At 55.2% G+C, this 19,245-nt stretch carries 20 protein-coding genes; 8 read left to right on the forward strand and 12 right to left on the reverse strand.

The features are described from left to right. Window positions 1–12 precede the first annotated feature (12 nt). From cysA to hflC, 7 genes are all read left to right on the forward strand, one after another. Window positions 13–1,053 (forward strand): sulfate ABC transporter ATP-binding protein, encoded by a 1,041-nt coding sequence (cysA, locus tag JNK54_04050; GenBank protein ID MBL8023439.1) that lies wholly within the window; start codon window positions 13–15, stop codon window positions 1,051–1,053. Next, window positions 959–1,741, forward strand: a complete 783-nt coding sequence (cysC, locus tag JNK54_04055; GenBank protein MBL8023440.1) for an adenylyl-sulfate kinase — start codon at window positions 959–961, stop codon at window positions 1,739–1,741. Before cysA ends, cysC begins: the two co-directional genes overlap by 95 nt. Continuing rightward, complete coding sequence (locus tag JNK54_04060) at window positions 1,738–2,490, forward strand: phosphoadenylyl-sulfate reductase (protein ID MBL8023441.1); 753 nt, start codon at window positions 1,738–1,740, stop codon at window positions 2,488–2,490. The genes cysC and JNK54_04060 overlap by 4 nt, the downstream gene beginning before the upstream one ends. Then, complete coding sequence (locus JNK54_04065; GenBank protein ID MBL8023442.1) at window positions 2,483–3,298, forward strand: 3'(2'),5'-bisphosphate nucleotidase CysQ; 816 nt, start codon at window positions 2,483–2,485, stop codon at window positions 3,296–3,298. Before JNK54_04060 ends, JNK54_04065 begins: the two co-directional genes overlap by 8 nt. Next, complete coding sequence (locus JNK54_04070; GenBank protein ID MBL8023443.1) at window positions 3,295–3,903, forward strand: hypothetical protein; 609 nt, start codon at window positions 3,295–3,297, stop codon at window positions 3,901–3,903. Before JNK54_04065 ends, JNK54_04070 begins: the two co-directional genes overlap by 4 nt. A gap of 73 nt (window positions 3,904–3,976) precedes the next feature. After that, window positions 3,977–5,011, forward strand: coding sequence for an FtsH protease activity modulator HflK (gene hflK, locus JNK54_04075; protein ID MBL8023444.1), 1,035 nt, complete (start codon window positions 3,977–3,979; stop codon window positions 5,009–5,011). Continuing rightward, window positions 5,008–5,991, forward strand: a complete 984-nt coding sequence (gene hflC, locus JNK54_04080) for a protease modulator HflC (GenBank protein ID MBL8023445.1) — start codon at window positions 5,008–5,010, stop codon at window positions 5,989–5,991. Before hflK ends, hflC begins: the two co-directional genes overlap by 4 nt. 34 nt (window positions 5,992–6,025) lie before the next feature. Here the strand turns inward: hflC and JNK54_04085 are convergent, their stop codons facing one another. The 11 genes from JNK54_04085 to JNK54_04135 are packed head-to-tail and all read right to left on the reverse strand — an operon-like array spanning window position 6,026 to window position 17,403. Then, window positions 6,026–8,143, reverse strand: a complete 2,118-nt coding sequence (locus tag JNK54_04085) for a hypothetical protein (protein ID MBL8023446.1) — start codon at window positions 8,141–8,143, stop codon at window positions 6,026–6,028. After that, window positions 8,140–10,128: a primosomal protein N' gene (gene priA / locus JNK54_04090; GenBank protein MBL8023447.1), complete on the reverse strand. Its 1,989-nt coding sequence runs from the start codon at window positions 10,126–10,128 to the stop codon at window positions 8,140–8,142. Before priA ends, JNK54_04085 begins: the two co-directional genes overlap by 4 nt. Window positions 10,129–10,139: 11 nt before the next feature. Next, window positions 10,140–10,979 carry a uracil-DNA glycosylase gene (locus tag JNK54_04095; protein ID MBL8023448.1) on the reverse strand — a complete coding sequence of 280 codons (840 nt, stop codon included), beginning with the start codon at window positions 10,977–10,979 and terminating at the stop codon, window positions 10,140–10,142. Continuing rightward, entirely contained in the window at window positions 10,969–11,622 is a 654-nt protein-coding gene (locus tag JNK54_04100) for a phosphopantothenoylcysteine decarboxylase (GenBank protein ID MBL8023449.1), read from the reverse strand. The genes JNK54_04095 and JNK54_04100 overlap by 11 nt, the downstream gene beginning before the upstream one ends. Before the next feature lie 9 nt (window positions 11,623–11,631). Continuing rightward, window positions 11,632–12,186: a hypothetical protein gene (locus JNK54_04105; protein MBL8023450.1), complete on the reverse strand. Its 555-nt coding sequence runs from the start codon at window positions 12,184–12,186 to the stop codon at window positions 11,632–11,634. Between the two features lie 13 nt (window positions 12,187–12,199). After that, on the reverse strand, window positions 12,200–12,562 hold the full coding sequence (locus tag JNK54_04110; protein ID MBL8023451.1) for a hypothetical protein: 363 nt from the start codon (window positions 12,560–12,562) through the stop codon (window positions 12,200–12,202). A 26-nt stretch (window positions 12,563–12,588) separates the two neighbouring features. After that, on the reverse strand, window positions 12,589–13,197 hold the full coding sequence (gmk, locus tag JNK54_04115) for a guanylate kinase (GenBank protein MBL8023452.1): 609 nt from the start codon (window positions 13,195–13,197) through the stop codon (window positions 12,589–12,591). Window positions 13,198–13,249: 52 nt separating this feature from the next. Next, window positions 13,250–14,161 (reverse strand): DUF4340 domain-containing protein, encoded by a 912-nt coding sequence (locus JNK54_04120; protein MBL8023453.1) that lies wholly within the window; start codon window positions 14,159–14,161, stop codon window positions 13,250–13,252. Then, a complete protein-coding gene (locus tag JNK54_04125; protein ID MBL8023454.1) occupies window positions 14,154–15,764 on the reverse strand; it encodes a GldG family protein in 1,611 nt (536 codons plus the stop codon). The genes JNK54_04120 and JNK54_04125 overlap by 8 nt, the downstream gene beginning before the upstream one ends. Further along, a complete protein-coding gene (locus tag JNK54_04130; GenBank protein MBL8023455.1) occupies window positions 15,761–16,477 on the reverse strand; it encodes an ABC transporter permease subunit in 717 nt (238 codons plus the stop codon). Before JNK54_04130 ends, JNK54_04125 begins: the two co-directional genes overlap by 4 nt. Then, window positions 16,474–17,403 (reverse strand): ABC transporter ATP-binding protein, encoded by a 930-nt coding sequence (locus tag JNK54_04135; protein MBL8023456.1) that lies wholly within the window; start codon window positions 17,401–17,403, stop codon window positions 16,474–16,476. The genes JNK54_04130 and JNK54_04135 overlap by 4 nt, the downstream gene beginning before the upstream one ends. A 123-nt stretch (window positions 17,404–17,526) precedes the next feature. Between JNK54_04135 and mutY the strand changes: the two genes are divergently transcribed. Continuing rightward, entirely contained in the window at window positions 17,527–18,564 is a 1,038-nt protein-coding gene (gene mutY, locus JNK54_04140; protein ID MBL8023457.1) for an A/G-specific adenine glycosylase, read from the forward strand. Here the strand turns inward: mutY and phoU are convergent. After that, window positions 18,557–19,228, reverse strand: a complete 672-nt coding sequence (phoU, locus tag JNK54_04145) for a phosphate signaling complex protein PhoU (GenBank protein MBL8023458.1) — start codon at window positions 19,226–19,228, stop codon at window positions 18,557–18,559. The genes mutY and phoU overlap by 8 nt on opposite strands. Window positions 19,229–19,245 lie beyond the last annotated feature (17 nt).

A 19,245-nucleotide genomic window follows, 5' to 3' on the forward strand; every position in this document is an offset into this window, starting at 1 on the left:
GGGAGGCAACGGTTGAGTATTGAGGTGCGGGGGTTAACGAAACGGTTCGGGGATTTCCTGGCGGTGGACCGCGTGTCTTTCCGGATGGAAACCGGAGGCTTGGTGGCCTTGCTGGGCCCTTCGGGGTCTGGGAAGAGCACTTTGCTTCGGATGATTGCGGGATTGGAGCGGCCGGACGCGGGCGATATTTTGCTCACGGGGGAGGAGTCCACGTCCCAGTCCGCCCGGGAACGAAACGTGGGGTTCGTTTTTCAGCATTACGCCCTTTTCAAGCACATGACCATCTGGGACAACGTGGCGTTCGGACTCGCGGTCCGAAAAGCAGATCCAGAAGAAATCCGATCTCGGGTAAGCGAATTGTTGAAATTGGTTCAACTCGAAGGGTTTGAACACCGCTTCCCGGGTCAGTTGTCGGGGGGGCAACGGCAACGGGTGGCCCTTGCGCGGGCATTGGCCCCGCGGCCACGGGTCCTTCTTTTGGATGAGCCTTTTGGAGCTTTGGACGCAAAGGTTCGGGAAGAGTTACGGGAATGGATCCGCCGCCTTCATGAAGAAGCCCGCGTGACCACTCTTTTCGTGACCCACGACCAAGAAGAAGCCATGGAAATTTCCGGGAAAATCATTGTCATGGCCCGGGGCCGTATTGAGCAGGAAGGCACACCCCTCGAAATATTTGATCACCCCGCCACCCCCTTTGTGGCGCGATTTGTGGGAGAAACGAATTCGGTGGATGCCGTGGTCAACCAGCAGGAACTGGTGGTGTGGGGCCCCTTCCGTTTTACAGTGACGGGGCCAGCTGTGGGAAGCCGGGTCCGAATCTATTTCCGGCCCAACGATGTGTATCTGAGCTCTGTCCCGGAAACTCTTCAGGTGGAAGGCAAAATTATCCACACTCGGTTCCGGGGCCCGTTGATCGAGCATCAGATTGATGTGGGGGCCGATCAGCCCATTGTGGCCCATGTCCCGAAAGGGGTTTCCCTGGCCAGCGGTTTTGCGGCAGGACGGCGGGTCTACGTGGGCATCACCGCGTTCCACACTTTTTCATTGTCATGAGGAACTGCTTTTGACCACGACTCCAAGTGAAACGACTCCCTCCAACGTTTACTGGCACCAAGGAAAGCTGAGCGAGGCGGACCGGGCAGAAAAACTTGGACAGCGGGGATGTGTGGTCTGGCTGACGGGTTTTTCAGGGTCAGGAAAGTCCACCCTGGCGCGGGAATTGGAATCGCTCCTTGTCCTCCAGGGGAAAAACGCGGCTGTGTTGGACGGCGATAATCTCCGGATGGGTCTCAACATGGGCGCGTCTCTCCTGGTGGAGAAAGCCGGATATGGGGACCCCGCGGCGAAACGGTTTGGGCTGGGTTTTTCGGAGGACGATCGGCGGGAAAATATTCGGCGTGTCGGTGAAGTGGCGGCTCTCTTTTCTCAGAACAATGTGATCGCCGTGACCGCGTTTATTTCCCCCCGCCGTTCGGATCGGGCCGCCGCCCGCGCGCTTCTTCCCCCAGGACGTTTTTTCGAGATTTTTTGCGACACGCCTCTCGCTCTCTGTGAAGAGCGCGATCCCAAGGGTCTGTACAAGAAAGCCCGGGCGGGGGATGTGGCCCAGTTTACGGGAATTTCCGCTCCCTATGAACCGCCGGAATCTCCGGACCTCGTTTTGCCAACGGGGAAAGAAACGCCCTCTCAGTGTGCCGCACGGGTGGTCCAACTTCTGAAAGAAAAGGGGATGTTTTTATGACCGTGACGCCGTCACTTCTTGAGGAACTTCGACCGTTGTCGGAGCCGGGGGAACTTCTAAAATCGCTTCACCATCGGTTCGGCGACCGTATGGCCATCGGAACGGGAGGGCAATTGACCGGGGCGGTGATCGTGGCTCTCTGTGTGGAAGCCGGATTTATACCCAGGGTTTTTACCAACGACACGGGCCGACTGTTTCCGGAAACCTTGGCGTTGTTTCATAGAGTGGAAAAGAAATACGGGTTAACGATCGAACGGTTTTCTCCGACCCCTGAGGAAGTTGAATCGATGGTGTCGGAAAATGGAGAATTCTTGTTTTTTGATTCTAAGGAAAAACAAGAACTCTGTTGCCGCCTTCGAAAAGTGGTCCCCAACGAGAGGGCCCTTCGCACCGTGGATGTCTGGGTGACCGGACTTCGGGCGGACCAATCCCCTGAACGACGGAATACGCCAAAACTGGAGATGGTAGAACGGGAGGACTCGGGGAAAAAGCGTACCCTTCTCAAAGTGGCTCCCCTGGTGGACTGGACGGAAGCGCGGGTTTGGGACTATGTGCGCGCCCACGATGTCCCTGTGAACGAATTGATGACGCAGCCGCTTCCTGGGGGGTGGCGTTATGAATCATTGGGTTGTGTGATTTGTACCACGCCCATCGGGCCCCACGAACCTCGGCGGGCCGGACGGTGGCGCTGGTTTAATCAAGACGTTTCAAAAGAGTGTGGTTTGCACCTCCCCCCTCCCCGTGTCTGAGACCAGCCTCTTTCTGGAGACGGCGCGCACGGCGGTTTACGCCGCTGGTCGTCGGGTGATGGAACTTCTTTGTTCTCCTATAGAAACGTCCCGCAAAGCCGATCATTCCCTCGTTACCAACGCCGACCACGAGGCCAACACCATTATACGCGAGGCGCTTCGAACGGCTTTCCCGGATCACGGACTCCTGAGTGAAGAAACCGGGCGGGAAGGTCCTCCCGACGCGAAATACCTGTGGGTCGTTGACCCACTGGACGGTACGCGGGCTTACGCCACGGGGATTTCGGGATTTAGCGTGATGGTGGGTTTGTTGCGAGACGGGAAACCCTCCCTCGGGGTGGTTTACGATCCTCTGGCGCACACACTTTTTGAAGCGGAGAAAGGCGCAGGGGCCTATTTGGTGGGACCGGTCCTGAGGACGCCCTTGTGTGTTTCTCCCCGTGAGGATTGGTTGGCCATGCCGGTCATCACGTCGAAAGGATTTCCCCAGGAATGGCGTCGATCCCTGGAACAAAAATGCGGGTTGCGTTTCCTCGATCCGATCAACAGTGTGGGGGTCAAAGTGGGGTATGTGATCCGGAGGTTGGCGGATCTGTATCTCAATCACCACCCCGTTCATCTGTGGGATACCTGCGCGCCCCAATTGATTTTGGAAGAAGCGGGGGGCCGGATGACCCTCTGGGACGGGAGCCCTTTAACCTACGCTTTAGAGGGATCATTTGTTCATGCTCAGCCGACCTTGGCGACGAACGGGAGACGCCACGAGGACATGGTTTCGCTTTTGGCGAGCCTGCCTTCCTCCTCATGAAAGAGAAACCCCTCGATTTACATCGGTTGTCGGAACGGGATTTGGTTTTGAAATTGGCCGACGCGAATAACGATCTCCGCTGGGGGGCGTTTCAAGAGCTCGGGGCGCGGGGGGAGAATCGGGGGTGGAAAGCCTACGGCCTTTTGACCCAGGACCCCGAACTGGCCCGACTGTTCCTTTCTCCCAAGGATCCCTTTGACGCCGTGGGGGTTGTGGTGGGACCGGGAACTTACGAACGGATCCGGACAGCGTGGTCGGGGGGGCCCGAACAGGACCTCTCGGGGGGTGGAAAAGAATTTACCCTGGATTTCCGAAATCTTCGGCTGGACGTCATTTCTTTGGGTGCGACTTTTGGTCCCTTGGAAGGGGACACCCCAGAAGGGCGGGAAGGATTGGGCGAAGTGGAGTTTCGCGTGGTGGACGTGGCGGCTTTTGCGGCTCGCGTGGAAAATCTAGAGGGGGATCTACGGGGCCGGATTATTTTATTGCCTTCGGATCCCGCGGGGGTCCCATCGGGATCGTCCCCACCGGCCCGTTTCCTTCTTGCGCACATCCGTTCGTCCCGGAGCGTTCAATCGGTCCTCGTTCAACTGATTCAAGGGTAAGCGATCCCCCTTATCATTGGCAGGGAAGCCGTGGTCCCTTGCGTGATGTGTTCGATAGAGGTAGTATCAGCCCATGCCAAGTCCATGGGATGACGATGAAACACCGCGCGATGCGGTGGAACAGTTGCTGGAGCGGCTCAACCAGTTTAAAAAACAATTTAATTTTAATCTCCTTGGTGTTGGTGGGATCGTCCTCGGGGTCATTCTCTTTTTGGGAGCGTTGACCTCCTTCTACACCATCCAACCCAGCGAAGAAGCGGTTGTTCTTCGTTTCGGTCGCTATATTCGGACCGAGATGCCGGGCCTTCGTTTTAAGTTCCCCTTTGGTATTGAACGGGCCATCAAAGTCAGAACAAAAATCATCCACCAGGAAGAGTTTGGATTCCGCTCTTCGGGAACGACCGGAACCCGGACCCAATATTCCAACAGGTCCTTTGGGGAAGAATCACTCACGTTAACTGGGGATCTCAATGTGGCCGATGTGGAGTGGATTGTTCAATATCAGATTTCGGATCCCAAAAAATATCTTTTTAATACCCGCGAGGTGCTCCAAAATCTGAGGGACGCCAACCAGAGCATGTTGCGAAGGGTGGTGGGCGACCGATTGGTGAACGAAGTTTTGACGGTAGGGCGCGCCGAAATCGGGGAAGAAGTGCATCGGTTAACGCAAGAAATTCTCGACCGTTACGACATGGGGGTCCGAATTGTGACCGTTAAATTGCAGGACGTGAACCCTCCCGCGTCGGTCCGGCCCGCTTTTAACGAAGTCAATGCCGCCAAGCAGGAACAAGAACAAGCGATCAATCAGGCCGAACGCGAATACAACCGGGTGATTCCGGAAGCCCGAGGAAAGGCGGAAAAACTGGTGAAAGACGCTGAAGGATACTCGGCGGCTGTGGTGAACCGCGCCCTGGGGGACGCTTCCCGGTTTCAGGATATTTTGTCGGCCTATCGGACCGCGCCCCAGGTAACGCGCACGCGGCTCTATTTGGAAACTCTTGAAGAGATTTACGGTCGAGTGAAATCCATGACGATCGTTGATAAAAAAGTTCAAGGTGTGTTGCCCGTTTTTGGGAATTTAACACCGGACCCTCAGGTTAAACCATGAACCCCCGAAACCCACTCACTCTCCTCATTTCTGGCTTTGCGGTCCTTTTTGGATTGATCGCGATAAAGTCGTCTCTGTATATCCTCCCGGAATGGCAGCAGGCCGTCATCACTCAATTCGGTCGACCCATTGGAGACCCCATCAAAGATCCAGGTTTGCACATGAAGGTTCCTTTCATTCAACAGGTCCACCTTTTCGATAACCGGATCCTCGCTTGGGACGGTTACCCTAACCAGATCCCCACCAAAGACAAGAAGTATATTATCGTGGACACTACGGCTCGGTGGCGAATCGTGAGCCCCCTTGTTTTTCTTCAAACCGTTCAAACCGAGCGCGGCGCACGAACCCGTTTGGACGCCATTTTGGATGCGGTGACGCGGGACACCATTTCCAAGCATAATTTAGTGGAAGGGGTCCGAAATTCAAACACCATTTTGGACAACATAAAATCAAAACTGGCCCGTCAAAAAAGTGGGGAATTGAAACCGGGTGATGAGGAAGAAGAAATCATTGGAGAGATCGAACCCGTAACGGTGGGGCGGGAAGCGCTGAGTGCCCAAATCATCGATCAGGCCAAGGCTGGACTTAAAGAGTTTGGAATAGAACTGATTGATGTTCAACTTCGGCGGATTGCCTACGAAGAAAGCGTTGAAGCCAAGGTTTATGACCGTATGATTTCGGAGCGGCAACGGATCGCCCAGCGTATTCGCTCCGTGGGTCAAGGGGAAAAGGCTAAGATCGAAGGAAAAATCAGCAAAGATTTGAAAGAGATCGAATCGGAAGCCTACGGACGGGCGGAAACGCTTAAGGGAACCGCCGACGGAAAAGCCATCCGGATCTACGCCAAAACCATGAACTCCGATCCGAGTTTTTATAAATTTATTCGAACGCTCGAGGCGTACAAGAAGTCAATTCCTCAAGACAGCACTCTGATTCTTTCCACGGACAGTGAGTTTCTTCGACTTCTCCGCGGCGAATAAACTTACCGAAACACCTCCACCATCAACTCCCGTATTATGATTTAGATTGGCCCTCTTGGGGGTTTCCCTTTTGGTTTGGATCTTTTCTCAGGGACGTTTTTAATGAGATTGCTGCTTCTCGTTCCTCTTCTGTTAAATCAAAATTCAAATACCCGATGATGTTGTGGAAGGCTCTGTCCCATTCTTGGGCAGCGACTAAGCTTTGCGTTAGCCTCCAGTAATACGTCTTTTCGTTTGGTTGTTGTACGGAGAGGATACGCCACTGGACAATGGCGGACTTGGTCTGGCCTGTCCGATCGTAAAGGTCGGCCAATTGGGAGCGAAGCTTTTCGTTCCCTTTGTTCAATTCAACGGCTTCGCGCAAGAGAGCGATGCTTTTAATGAGATTCCCATTGAGAAATTCCGCGTTCGCCCATTGGGATAGGAGGGATTCGGACCGTGGGAGAAACCGGCTGGCTCGGGCAAAGGCCGCGGGAGCTCTTTGGACATTTCCATAGTCTTGAAACAGTTGCCCCAGGGACCGGCTGGCGGAACCGTTGGACGGGTCGATGGCGATGGCGGTCAGAAACGCTTCTTCAGCCTGGTCGGGTCGATTCAGGTCTCGGAAAGCCTGCCCCAACTGTTCGTAAGTTTTAGAAAGAGAAGGGGCGGAGGGTGGTGTTTCAGCCAAAAGGACAGGGAGGGTTCCCTGGGATACCTCGTCAAAAGCGGAAGGGAGTCGATCGAGTGGTGTGGGATGAAATACGAACCCCACAGGGGTCGCGTTTTTTCCAGACCCCGAAAGGAGTTTCGGGGTTTCCACATAAAAGGGGCGGCCGGGTTTGGGGATGGGGGCGTTGGGGTCTAGGCTGGGGAGGAGATTGATGTCCCGCCGTTTCCCTAAAACGTTCTGGGCGTAGAGGACGGCCCCCGCCGTTTCCCATCGGGTCCAGGCCAAAACGCTGTCCTTTGGGAGGGAACGGAACATATCGGCTGTCTGGCTTTCCACCATTGGCGCTCTAGGAAACCCAAAAGGAATCCAGTTAAACAGGGCTATCGGGAGAAGAAAGAAAGCGGCCGCGGGGCCCCGGACGGAACGGGATAAAATACTTTTTAAACCCCCAGCGAAAAAAAGGGCCAGAAAGAGGCCTGCGACAACAGGAAAAATCGAAGGATCACGGCCGGGAACAAGGGGGATCAAAATCGCGCCAAAGAGCCAAAGATAAAGAAGGCCTGATCCCTGTTTCCGATTGGAACGGAGAGAACAATAACAGCCCCACAGGGCGATGGGGGGACCTCCCCACGTTAACATCTCAAAGGAGGTTTGGAGGGCTTCTCGAATCAGAATAAATTTATTCGGAACATCATCCACTGAAAATATCCCTGTGGTCATGAGGGTGGGAAGGGCATCGATCAATTGGTCCACGGTGGCCACTTGACACGCGGTGAGAAGGATCCAGGGGAAAACAAAGGCCGACCCGACTCCTATCCCCGCGAGAGTCATGCGGGTGAGCCGGATGAGAATTCTTTTGAATAGAGATTCTGCTGGTTGGTTCGGGGAGGGAGCTCTTGTTCGGAAAGAATGGTGCAAGGCCAGGAGTCCCGGAAGGAGGAGCGCCCACCGGAGATCCAGTGTGAGGGCCAATCCGCTGGCGAAGGCCGCCCAAAAACCGCTGATCCAGCGTTGACCGAAACGCGGAGGGGATCGGCTCCAGGAAAGAAATCGTTCCAGGGCGAACACGGGGAAAAACAGGTTGGTCGCGGCCAAGAGTCCCGATGTGCCCAACCGAAAAACGCCAGGCGAAAAAAACCAGAGGGCGAGGACAGCCAAAACAAGAGTGGACCACTTTCTGTTTTCTTCCAATTCAAAAAAAGTCGGACCAGGGGCTGAACGAGGTTTTGCCAGTGTGAGCGCGTGGAACGCGAGCGGGACAGTGAGTGCGGCCAGGAGGGCTCCCATAAGATTCAAACGAAAAGCGGGGGAACCGAAGGGAAAGAGGTGAAGAGCTCCCTGGCCAAGGAGAATGGGCAGAGGAAGGGTGGCGGGGCCCTGCGGGAGAAGCGTCCATGCGGCGGTGGTCCAAAACCCATCCATCCCCTTGGGGAGTGTGGCGGGAAGGAAGGACAGAAAGAGACTAAAGGGAGTGAGAAAAATAAGGAGGTAAAAAATCACGCCATCCCCTCCGGGTCAACGTCCAGGCCCACGCCCACGCCGGTCGGAGGAACAAAAGAATTCGCCCGGGCCATCATGGGGGAGAAACACTCCAAGGACGATTTGAGCACCACCTGCCATTGAGCCCACCCGGCCTTGACCCGGTGAAACGCTGGGGCGGGGCCCAGGTAGACGGCACCGATTAAGGGCGGGCCATCCTCCATCCATCGGACAAAGGTTTCCGATCCCTCTTCCGCACTTTTTTCAGTGCGGGCGCGGATGAGGACATGGGTCATCCGGGTGAAAGGAGGGTAAGCTGATTCTTGACGGTAGGCCATTTCGTTTGTGGCAAAAGCGTCAAAGTTTCTATCCGCCGCGGCGCGCAGGGCGTAGTGGTCGGGATGGCGTGTTTGGATCAACACTTCGCCGGGCCGTTCGGCCCGACCGGCTCGTCCCGCCACTTGCATCAGCAGTTGAAACGTTCGTTCCGCTGCCCGGAAATCGGGGAAAGATAGGGACCGGTCGGCGTCCAAGACCCCCACCAACGTCAGGTGAGGGAAATCATGTCCCTGGGCAATCATTTGGGTTCCGATGATCATGTCCGCCCGTCCTTCATTCACTTCACGATAAATCCGTTCGTGCCCGTGTCGGCCCGCCACAGCGTCCCGGTCCCATCGGAGGATTCGGGCTTTAGGAAAAAGAGAGGCAACGTCCGCGGCCACACGTTGAGTCCCTCGCCCAGACATTTTAAATAGGGGTCCGGAGCAGGCGGGACATGGGTTTGGAAGAGGCGCCGCGTGGTCACAGGAATGACAACGGAGCGTGGCGGGCCCTACGGTTGGGCGGTGAAGCACGAGGCTGACCTGGCAGTTTGGACAACGGGCAACCCACCCGCATCCCTGACATTCCATATGGGTGGAGTAGCCTCGCCGGTTTAAGAACAACATGGATTGTTCCCCCCGCTCGAGCCGCTCTCGCAGGGCCGACACCAGCGAATCGGAAAAATACCATCCTTCTTTTCGCATGTCCACCAACCGAACGGTTGGAAACGGCCTGTTTTCAACGCGACGTGAAAGAACGAGCCGTTGAATCTCTCCCTTCTGGGCCCGTACGTGGGTCTCGAGCGAGGGGGTCGCACTCCCTAAAATAAAGAGCGCCCCATGGAGGCGGGCTTTTTCTTCCCCCATGTCCCGGGCGTGGTAGTGGGGGGTATTGTCCTGTTTGTACGAGGTGTCGTGTTCTTCATCTAAAATAATGGTTCCAAGGGGTGCCATGGGCAAAAAGAGGGCAGACCGCGGGCCCACAATGACACGAGCGGTACCTTCCCGGACGCGACGCCAAACGCGCCACCGTTCCCCGTCCGCCATTTCGCTGTGCCAAATTTCCAAGGTCTCCCCAAACCAACCTCGCAGGCGGTCTTCCATTTGGGGGGTCAACCCAATTTCCGGAACGAGAAGCAAGGCCCCACGCCCGGTCTCGAGAGCCGCCGAGATCACCCGCCGATAGACCTCTGTTTTCCCGGAGGCGGCAACCCCTTGAAGGAGGAACCGGTGATGATCGTTGGACCCAAGCGCGGGAAGGAGAGCTTTCAGCGCGTTGGACTGATCAGCGGTGGGCTGGAAAGGGGTGGGGGACTCTTTCACTCGGAGGGGACGGGAAGAGGGGCGTTTCGGGGGCTGGCGCCGACCCAAGGGAAAAACCGTGAACAGGGCTTCCCCGAGGGAACAGGCGGTGCGTTGGCTCATCCAATGGGCCAAGGCCAAATCCCGACTCTCTAATACGGGTTCGGGCTCAACCAATCCGTCAAGTTCTTTTAAATCGGAAGGGGAAAGACCGCCCGCTTCCGGTTCATGCAATCGGAGCACGATCCCCATTTGGCGTGCCCGTCGACCGAACGGGGCCCACACGCGGTGGCCGGGTCGAACACTTTTGTCCAATGCGGGGGGGATTTTGTAATCAAACACGCGCCGGAGCGGAATGGGGAAGCCCACTTCGGCCAATGGCATCGGTGGCACGTTTACGTTGCGGTGCCCACGGCGGCCGCGAGCGCTGCCTTGAGGTTTTTCATGTCTTCCCATACATCTTTCTTGAGGGCAGGGTTTCGGAGGAGCGCGGCGGGGTGATAGGTGGGGAGAAACCGAATGGGCGTTGGCAGTCCTTCCACACGAAAATCCACCCATTTCCCTCTAAATTTCGAAATGGCTTCTTCTGTTTTGAGAAGCGCCTTCCCCGCTGTGGCGCCCAAGGCGACGATGAAGAGCGGCCGGATAATACGGATCTGCGCCAAAAGGAATGGGGAACAGACGGCCATTTCCTCGGGTGTTGGAGGACGATCGTTTCCCCTCTTGGTGTTGTCTGACGGGTCAATCAGGGGATGGCATTTGACCATGTTTGCAATATACACCCATTTCCAGGATGGCTCTTGGGGCAGGCGGGAGAGGTCTGTGGCTGTTAAAATTTTGTCCAGCAATTGTCCCGCGGGGCCAACAAAAGGTTCTCCCTTTCGGTCTTCCGCATACCCGGGCCCCTCGCCAACAAAAAGGACTCGGGCGTCGGGGTTTCCCACGCCATAGGCCAACTGGATTCGCGATGAACCAAGGGGGCACCTCTGGCAGTCGCCGATGTGGTCCCGTAACCGAGTTAAACGTTCCCCTTTGGAAAGGGAGGTATCATCTTGAAAGGTGTCCAACGTTGATGTTGAGGCTGGGGGTTTGGGCGAAGGGGGCTTTTGTTTTTGGGGCGGCGCCACAGAGAGGCTCGGTTTCTTCCCCGAAAGCAACCGTGCCTTTTTGAGTTCAACCGTTCGGCGCAAGGAAGCCGTTAAATGGGCTAATTCTTCCCGGGGATTATCGGCCATGGTTTTGAACGGAGGTGAGAAGTTTGGCCAGAAGTCGGCGCGCTAAATCGATTTTGCTGCCGCCAAACCGTTCGGGCCTTGTTCCCGGGCGGAGGATCCACGCTTGAGTTCGTGAGCTTCCGAGAGAAGCGGGTGAATTGGCAACGATGATGTCCAGGTTTTTGGCGGACATCTTTTTCTTCGCGTGGGCCAGGACCTTTTGGGTCTCCAGGGCGAATCCCGCCAGGCGGGGGAAAGGACCACGCCGTTCCGCGGCCAGTGTTCCCAGAATGTCCGGATTTGGTGTGAGTCGAAGAACCATGGGTCTCCCATTCTTTTTGAGTTTGGTCCGCGAAACGGTTATGGGACGCCAATCCGCCACGGCAGCGGCCCCCACCACGGCGTGGGCGCCCCGTGCGGCCCTTCGCGTGGCGGTCAACATTTCCCGAGCCGTCACCACAGGGATCACCTTTATGTTTTTCGGGAAATCCAGGTTTGTGGGGCCGGCCACGAGAGTCACTTGTGCCCCCGCTTTTTGAGCGGCCTCCGCCAAAGCCCATCCCATCCGGCCCGATGATTCGTTGGAAAGAAAACGGACAGGATCCAACGCTTCGCGGGTGGGACCAGCGGTAATAACCAGCTTCCGATTTTCCCAAGAAAGCATCGTTGAAATTTATCTTTGCGGTGCCAGGGCTCGAACGAGTTCCTCCACCAGGGTTCCCGTCTCTAAGAGGCGACCGAGCCCCTGATCGCCCGATGCCAATGCGCCGGTCTCCGGTCCCAAAAACCGATGACCGAACCCTTTAAGGGTTTCCACATTTCGTCGGGTGGCGGGGTTGGTCCACATGGGTTCATGCATGGCGGGCGCGAGGAAGACAGGAGCGCGGGTGACGAGGCAAATGGACGTGAGTAAATCGTCCGCTTGGCCACCGGACAGGCGGGCCAAAATGTTGGCGGAGGCCGGGGCCACAAGCACCGCGGTGGCCCCTTTGGCTAATTCCAGGTGAGGCATGGCCCCCTCTGGGAGAGAGAACGCATCCGTGAGCGCGGGTCGCCCCGTGATGGCGGTGAACGTCAGCGGGGTGATAAACCGTTGCGCGCCCGCTGTGAGCACCGCGGTGACTTGGGCTCCGGCCTCAATTAACCGCCGAGCGATTTCAGCGGCTTTATACGCCGCCACGCTTCCCGAAACACCAAGGACAATTGTCTTGCCGCTCAATACCGCCATGGGTGGGGGGGGGTTACTTTTTCACTGAGCCTGATTCTCCCGCGCCCGCTTTCTCGTTCGTAGGTTCATCTTTCAGACTGATGGTCGGGAAAGTGAAATCCAAATCCTTCTTTTCCGTTTTAGGGGGTGGGGGAAGTTTTTCAATGTCTTCTAAAGAAACCTTTTTTCCTAAAATTTCCCGTAGGGATTGGGCCAAAAGTTCTTGGGGTTGAAGAGTGGACTGGTCTCGATGTTTGATTTCTTTGGCCCAACGGGTCACGAGGGAAATCATGCGGTACTTGTCGTGAGTGACGGTGAGGAGCAGTTGGCTGAGCGGGGCATCTAAATTGACGGCCGCATCAGCCGTCGTCAGTTCGATTTTTTCCTTTTTAGTCACGTGGGGAATCCTCCTCGAATAAAACGCTAAAGTGTGGGCGCCCAGCCCGATTCTTGCAGACCAAGGCGGGGGACGCGTCGTTGTTCGGCACGAAGGATCGCCAGTAGGTCTTCCAGGGCGTCTTCGATATGATCGTTTGTTACCAGGTAGTCGTAATGCGCCGCTTGTTCCATTTCCGCCCGGGCGTTGGCCAGTCGCCGTTGAATCGTGGTTTCATCGTCTTGGTTACGGCCCCGCAACCGTTCTTCCAACACTTTCCACGAGGGGGGGGCGATAAAAACCAACACGCTCTCGGGAAACACTTTCCTGACCGACTGGGCGCCCTGAGTATCAATGTCCATCACCACGTTCAACCCTTCGGACAGATGGGCTTCAATCGGGGCTTTAGGTGTTCCATAATAATTCCCATGGACCTCAGCCCATTCCAGCAACTCTTTCTGCTGAATCTTTGTTTTAAACGCCGGTTCTGAAACGAAAAAATAGTCCTGGCCATCCACCTCCAGCGGCCGGGGTCCTCGCGTGGTGCAAGACACCGAAAGGCGCACATCCGCCCGCCGGTCGACCAGCGCTTGGCAAAGAGTGGACTTCCCGGCGCCCGAAGGAGCCGAAAGGACGAGCACGATTCCGTTTGACATGGGGTAGGTTCTTTAAACCTTTTGAATTATATCAGATTTCGTCCCAATTCCGCTAATTCGGTAAAAGTTCCTTCTCAGTGAGGGTCAGCCAGACGACGGGTTGAGACAGAGAAAAGAGGTGAGGATCTTCGTCCCGTTGAAAAAGCGTGCGGGGGGAATCGCCTTGGATTTCCTTGAGCACACGTAAAACGTGATTTTTTCCGGAAGATAAAATGACGACGATTTCGCGTGAAGGGAGGTTCCTCTTCTCGGCTAAAAGGGCCACGGATTCCGGCGGGTCCACAAATTCATCGGCGCTTACATAGCGAAGGCTGTTGACCCGTTCGTCCACAATCTCGGAATTGGCGGGTTTTCCGTTCACGGTCCAGGAGGTGGAACTTCGCTCCACGCGGAGGCTTGTTTTTCCCCGGCGAACTTCAACCGCCTGAACGGCCTCATCGGCGGGAAGGGGGAGCAAGCGTGTTTCACGCCAAGCGTGGAGATCGGCTTCCGCATAAGCTCGGCTCAGTCCCTTGGCCAAATAGACCTCCGAACCCGTTTCCAATCGAACGAAGACGTTTCCGCCCGTTGGGGAGTCCTTCCCGATGATCCATCCTTGGGGTTCTTGGGCACCTTCTCCCCACACTTTTAAGAGAATTCCCTGGGCGTTGTCCAGGCGATACAGGGCATGACTTTCCGGTCGGTGGCTGATCACTTTTTCCAGGGTCAGAGAACGCAGGCCGGCCAGAAAGCTCACCACGCTTCCTTCATTCGCGGGGACGTTGACAGGCGAGGTCACTCTCCATCCTGTTTCCATTGATTCCATTGTGATGGAGTGGGCTGGGCGGGTGAGAGAAAACCGTTGAATTTTTTCAGGCACATCCGGTGTTTTGGGTCCGGAGGGGGGGCGGGGGATAAGAACAAGGATATAGGCCGCCGCCAGAACAAAAAGAACCACGGCCAAGGTCCGGAGGTATTTAGGCATTCGGAGGTATCTCCCGACGCGAATAAATCCCGTGAATCTTTTCACGGGTTCGGACACGATTTTGCCAGTGAAGGAATCCCGCCAAGATGACCAGGAAAGGAACAAAGAAGTATCCCACGACTTTAATCAAGGGACGTCCCCAGGGGGGGACGGGTTTTAACGGGCGGAACGGTGAACTTTTGGGCGGAATGGAAAGATAATTTCCGTCCTGAGTTAACCATCGGGCCAGGGAAAGAAGAAAAAGGGGATTGCCCGGAGCGTTGGGTATTTGTGGATTGGCAAAAAAGGATGTCCCGATCACCACCAGTTTAATCTGGGGGGCGGGTTGTTGGGGTTCCCGGAAAGAAACGGTGGACCCTTCCACCAGCGCGGCCAGAGTGAAGGGGCCCAGGTCCTTGTCCCGCCCCACGCGCTTAAAGGATGTGGGAGGTTCGGACTCCATCTGTTTTTGAATGTTCGGTGGGTCCACGTTGTAAAAGCCCGGCCAAACCCAACTGTTCGGTGAGGATCGAGCCATCCAGGTGAAGGTTAAGGTGGAGGGGGACCCTAGCGTTGACGTTAAAGCGCTAGCGAAAGGGAAACTTAAGACGTCAATCCCTTTCAGGGCTTGGTTCTCCCGCTGAAGCGCGTCCGCCATAATGAAAGGAAAATATTTAACCAAGAAGGCGGACCCTTTCGATTGCATCCCAATGTTACGGCATTGGTTGTCCATGACGAATTCCCGTTCCACGCGTATCCCGTAATGTTCCAAGAACGATTCTAAACCTGTGTCCTGTGCCATGGATCGGAAATTTTGGGGAAAGACGACCCGGCGGTTGAGCGCGACCACGAGAGGTATTCCCGAAGAAACATACGTGTCCAAAACAGAAAGCTCCTCTTCCGACAACTTGGACTGGGGACCCAATAGAAAGATCGCGTCGGGTGTGAGGCCCGAATCGAGGGTGCTCAATTGAGTGGGTTCCACATGGAACTCTTCAAAGAGACGGCCCGCAGGACCCTCCTTGATGAAGTTGGGAGACACCTCGTTGTGATTCGAAATGAAAAATAAGGTTTTCTTTTTCTCCTGACTCATCACACGGATTCGGCTGGCTAATTCGTATTCCAGGGTGTTGACGTCCTGAACAAAAGGAATGATGTCTTGTTTGTCTTGATAGTGGATAACCATTGCGATATAGCCTTCGCGAACCTGGAATTGGTCCGCGCTCTCCTGGGTGAAACGTCCCGGCTGGATGTTCAAGCGGCGGAATTCTCGGTCCATTTCATCCGACCCGTTTGGGGCAATGGTTTCCAGTGAAATCTTTCCTCGGCTGGAGGAACGCCATTCATTCAGCAAATCCTGGATATAGCGTCCCTGGCTCTCGTAGGGTTGAGGCAAACCCGGGGAGAGATACAACCGAATAAACACAGGATCTTCCAGTCCGTTCACCAGGTCCACGCTCGCCTGGGAAAGCGAATACCGTCCACCCGACGTCCAATCCCATCGGGCAAAAAAATGGTTTCCCAAAAGGTTAGCGAAAATCAGTGCTCCCAGGACCAACAGAACCCCGGTCCCGGAAAGAAGGCTCAAACGGAATTGACGTTGGTTGTGCGCGGGGAGGCTCATCGCCATCTCCGGGCGTTAAAACTCGCCAAGGTTCCCGTCAAAGCCAGGAAGGTCCCCGATAAAAAATAGAGGATATCTCGGGTGTCCACCACGCCCTTTAAAAACCCTTCGAAGTGCCGGTTCACTCCCAGGAAAGACAACAGTTGGCCTGGTACGCCAGGCATGTAATCCGCGGCCTGTCCCACCATGAAGAACGCAAAACAAAACAGAAAGCCGAGCAGGAACCCGACCACTTGACTTCGGGTGAATGAGGAAGCCAACAGGCCAAGCGATCCGTAGAACGCGCCCAGAAGGATCGTCCCAAAAAAACCGCCAGCCATTTGTCCGAAATCCGGGGGGCCCAACGCGATTAAGATACCGAAATAGGGGAGGGAGAATAGGACCATGATCAGCCAAATTGAAAGAATAGCCCCGTATTTCCCCATCACAATTTCGGCGTCATCCAGGGGGAGTGTGGCGAGTGTTTCGATGGTCCCTGTCTTGAACTCCTCGGAAAAAAGGCGCATGGTCAAGGCGGGCACGAAAATTCCAAGCATCAGGGGCAGTGTTCCGAAAAAAGAGTCCAGGTTGGCTTGGCCCCCTAAGAAAAGGGAGCTGGTAAAAAACCAGCCTTGCAACAAAAAGAAAAGAACAAGAACAATGTACGGCATGGGGGAGTTAAAGGATTCTTTCCACTCTTTCTTCGTCAAAAGCCAGGCCCGAGAAACCCTCATTTCGCCTCCGTGAATTGTCGGAAAATATCGTCCAAGGCGGCGGTGGGACGGCGCAGTTCCATGAGGGGCCATCCGGTTTCCGCGGCCAGGCGACCCATCTGCTCCCGCAAGTCTTCGGAAGCGGAGACGCGAAACCCAGGGCAACCGGGTTCCGCGTCGTCAATATGTTCCACCGCGGTCACCCCCGGAAGGGACCGCAGTTTTGCAGACACCCGATCGGCGGGGCCCCTCAGTCGGACGTAAAAGGTTTGGGTCCTCGTGACCCCTTTTTGTAACTCCTCTAGGGTTCCCTGAGCCGCAATTTTTCCCTTGTGGATAATCAAGATCCTGTCGCAAATTTTCTGGGCTTCCGGCAGAATATGGGTGGAGAGGAGGACGGTTTTCTTCTCCTTCAAGCGGAGGATCAGATCACGCACCTCTTTTTGTTGGTTGGGATCAAGCGCTGACGTAGGCTCGTCTAAAATGAGGATTTGGGGGTCGTGCAAAATGGCCAGGGCCAACCCCAGTCGTTGACGGTAACCCTTTGAGAGTTCGCCCACGTCTTTCGACATAACCTCCAACAAGGAGCACTGTTCCGCCACTTCATCAATCCGGCTGTCCATCCTGTTTTCAGGGATTTCCCTGAGTCGGGCGAAAAGTCGAAGCGATTCCCATACCCCCAGGGATTCGTAAAGAGGGTTAGCTTCCGAAAGATATCCCACGCGACGACGAACGTCCATGGGATTTTCTTGGACATCCCATCCCCCCATTTTTATAACGCCTGAGGTGGGCGGAAGGTAGCCCGTCAGAACACGAAGGGTTGTGCTTTTTCCCGCCCCGTTGGGACCCAGAAGACCGACCACTTCGCCTGGGTTTACGGTAAAGGAAACATCGGTCACGGCCCGGGTGGATCCGTATTCTTTTGTCAGGTTTTTAACATCAATCATGGAAGCGCGGGTGTCATAGTTTTAGTGAAAAAATAGTAGAAATACAAAAAACAAAAATCAACTGCGGTTTGCTCAGGATAGTGGTAGTATGATCTCCGAGGAAATATCTACAACCGTCACATCATGCCATTTATTTCACCTGCCCAGCGTGCTGGTCTCCGCCGAAAACTTCTCAACTGGTATTGGGTTCATGGTCGCCATGCTCTTCCGTGGCGCGGCACCTTTGACTCTTACCACGTTTTGGTTTCAGAATTCATGCTCCAACAGACCACGGTCCGTACGGTCATCCCTTATTTCCATCGGTTTATGAAATCCTTTCCCACGGTTCGCCATCTGGCTCGGGCGCCGTTAGAAAACGTGCTGGAACGGTGGGCTGGGTTAGGTTATTACGCCCGTGCTCGAAACCTTCACGGGGCCGCCCGGATGTTGGTTCGTGACTACGGGGGGGAAGTCCCTTCCTCGATTGAAAAGGCACAATCTCTTCCCGGGGTTGGCCCCTACACAGCCGGGGCGCTTTTGTCTTTTGCCCACGACCAGTCCGAAGCGTTAGTGGATGGAAATGTGATTCGCGTTTTTGCCCGAATTTTTGGAATCAAACGTGAGACCCGAGAACCCCAGACGCAAAAAAAAATATGGACCCTCACGCGGGCGCTCCTTCCTCCCAAGGGGGCACGCCATTTTAATTCGGCCCTCATGGATTTTGGAGCGACCGTCTGCCTGCCTCGTTCCCCCGCGTGCGAGGTTTGCCCCCTTTCGGATCTCTGTTGGGCTCATAAAAACGGCTGGGTGGATCGATTGCCCCTTTCGCGAAAGGCAACAGTGAAACGGGTGGTACGCTTGAACGCCTTTCTCGTTCAGCGGGGAGGAAAGTTCCTTTTGCGTCGTCGCCCCCTGGGCGGTCTTTGGGGCGGTCTATGGGAAATTCCTCTGGTCGAGACCCATGGTAAAAGGAAAGAGGCAGAGGGAAAATCTTACGCCCCACTCGTTCGATTGAGAGAAATCCGGCACGTGTTGTCCCACAGGGATTTGCGTGTGTCTATTTGGAAATCGGATGTGATCACAACGGCCGAAGGGGCCCGTTGGGTGAAAAAATCTCAAATTCAGAAAATGGCGATTTCATCCCTCACAAAAAAGATATTGGGATTCAAAAAAACTAGTTGATGGGGTCCCCCAAGTGGTGGCGGATGTCTTTGCCTTGGACCATGAAAATGACATCCTCGGCCACGTTGGTGGCGTGATCGCCAATCCGTTCGAGGTTGCGGGAAAGCAGAATTAAATCGACGTATTGGCAGGATCGTTCCGGATCATTTTTTAGTCGTTCAATCAGAGAGGTCAACGCTGTTGTTTTTAATTTGTCTTCCTCTTCTTCCTGAGTAAAGACGCTTTTGGCCAATTCCACATCTTTTCGAGCAAAAGCGTCCAAACTATCCCGAAGCATTTTTTGGCTGATCTCAGACATTCGGGTGAGCAACGCCACTTCAGGGACCGGGGTTTCTTTTAGGAGGTGGTAATGGCACGTTTGGCTGACGTTCACCGCCTGGTCGGCGATGCGTTCGAGATCCGTGTTGATTTTCATGGCCGAAGCGATGAGACGCAAATCAATGGCCATGGGTTGGTGCAAAGCGATCAGTTTAAGGCACCGGTCATCGATCTCCACGTGCATCTGGTTGACCTGTTTCTCGAGTTCGAACACTTCCGAGGTCAATTCGTCGCGTCGTTCGTAAAGTGCTTTGACGGCTTTTTGAATCATTTCTTCCGCGATGGAACCCATGCGGAGCAGGCGTTCTTTTAAGAGTCGTAAATCCTCATCGAAATGTCGTTCCATTTTTCATCTCCTCCCAG

Source organism: Elusimicrobiota bacterium (assembly GCA_016788905.1).
Classification (GTDB): Bacteria; Elusimicrobiota; Elusimicrobia; order FEN-1173; family FEN-1173; genus JADKHR01.

What these genes read in the sequence shown, in the direction of transcription:
- JNK54_04130 (MBL8023455.1), bottom strand. Translation starts at nt 16,477, where the DNA reads ATGAGGGTTTCTCGGGCCTGGCTTTTGACGAAGAAAGAGTGGAAAGAA.
- cysC (MBL8023440.1), top strand. Translation starts at nt 959, where the DNA reads ATGTCCCGAAAGGGGTTTCCCTGGCCAGCGGTTTTGCGGCAGGACGGC.
- hflC (MBL8023445.1), top strand. Translation starts at nt 5,008, where the DNA reads ATGAACCCCCGAAACCCACTCACTCTCCTCATTTCTGGCTTTGCGGTC.
- JNK54_04060 (MBL8023441.1), top strand. Translation starts at nt 1,738, where the DNA reads ATGACCGTGACGCCGTCACTTCTTGAGGAACTTCGACCGTTGTCGGAG.
- JNK54_04070 (MBL8023443.1), top strand. Translation starts at nt 3,295, where the DNA reads ATGAAAGAGAAACCCCTCGATTTACATCGGTTGTCGGAACGGGATTTG.
- phoU (MBL8023458.1), bottom strand. Translation starts at nt 19,228, where the DNA reads ATGGAACGACATTTCGATGAGGATTTACGACTCTTAAAAGAACGCCTG.
- JNK54_04100 (MBL8023449.1), bottom strand. Translation starts at nt 11,622, where the DNA reads ATGCTTTCTTGGGAAAATCGGAAGCTGGTTATTACCGCTGGTCCCACC.
- JNK54_04135 (MBL8023456.1), bottom strand. Translation starts at nt 17,403, where the DNA reads ATGATTGATGTTAAAAACCTGACAAAAGAATACGGATCCACCCGGGCC.
- gmk (MBL8023452.1), bottom strand. Translation starts at nt 13,197, where the DNA reads ATGTCAAACGGAATCGTGCTCGTCCTTTCGGCTCCTTCGGGCGCCGGG.
- JNK54_04105 (MBL8023450.1), bottom strand. Translation starts at nt 12,186, where the DNA reads ATGGCGGTATTGAGCGGCAAGACAATTGTCCTTGGTGTTTCGGGAAGC.
- JNK54_04120 (MBL8023453.1), bottom strand. Translation starts at nt 14,161, where the DNA reads ATGCCTAAATACCTCCGGACCTTGGCCGTGGTTCTTTTTGTTCTGGCG.
- mutY (MBL8023457.1), top strand. Translation starts at nt 17,527, where the DNA reads ATGCCATTTATTTCACCTGCCCAGCGTGCTGGTCTCCGCCGAAAACTT.
- JNK54_04125 (MBL8023454.1), bottom strand. Translation starts at nt 15,764, where the DNA reads ATGAGCCTCCCCGCGCACAACCAACGTCAATTCCGTTTGAGCCTTCTT.
- JNK54_04095 (MBL8023448.1), bottom strand. Translation starts at nt 10,979, where the DNA reads ATGGCCGATAATCCCCGGGAAGAATTAGCCCATTTAACGGCTTCCTTG.
- priA (MBL8023447.1), bottom strand. Translation starts at nt 10,128, where the DNA reads ATGCCATTGGCCGAAGTGGGCTTCCCCATTCCGCTCCGGCGCGTGTTT.
- hflK (MBL8023444.1), top strand. Translation starts at nt 3,977, where the DNA reads ATGCCAAGTCCATGGGATGACGATGAAACACCGCGCGATGCGGTGGAA.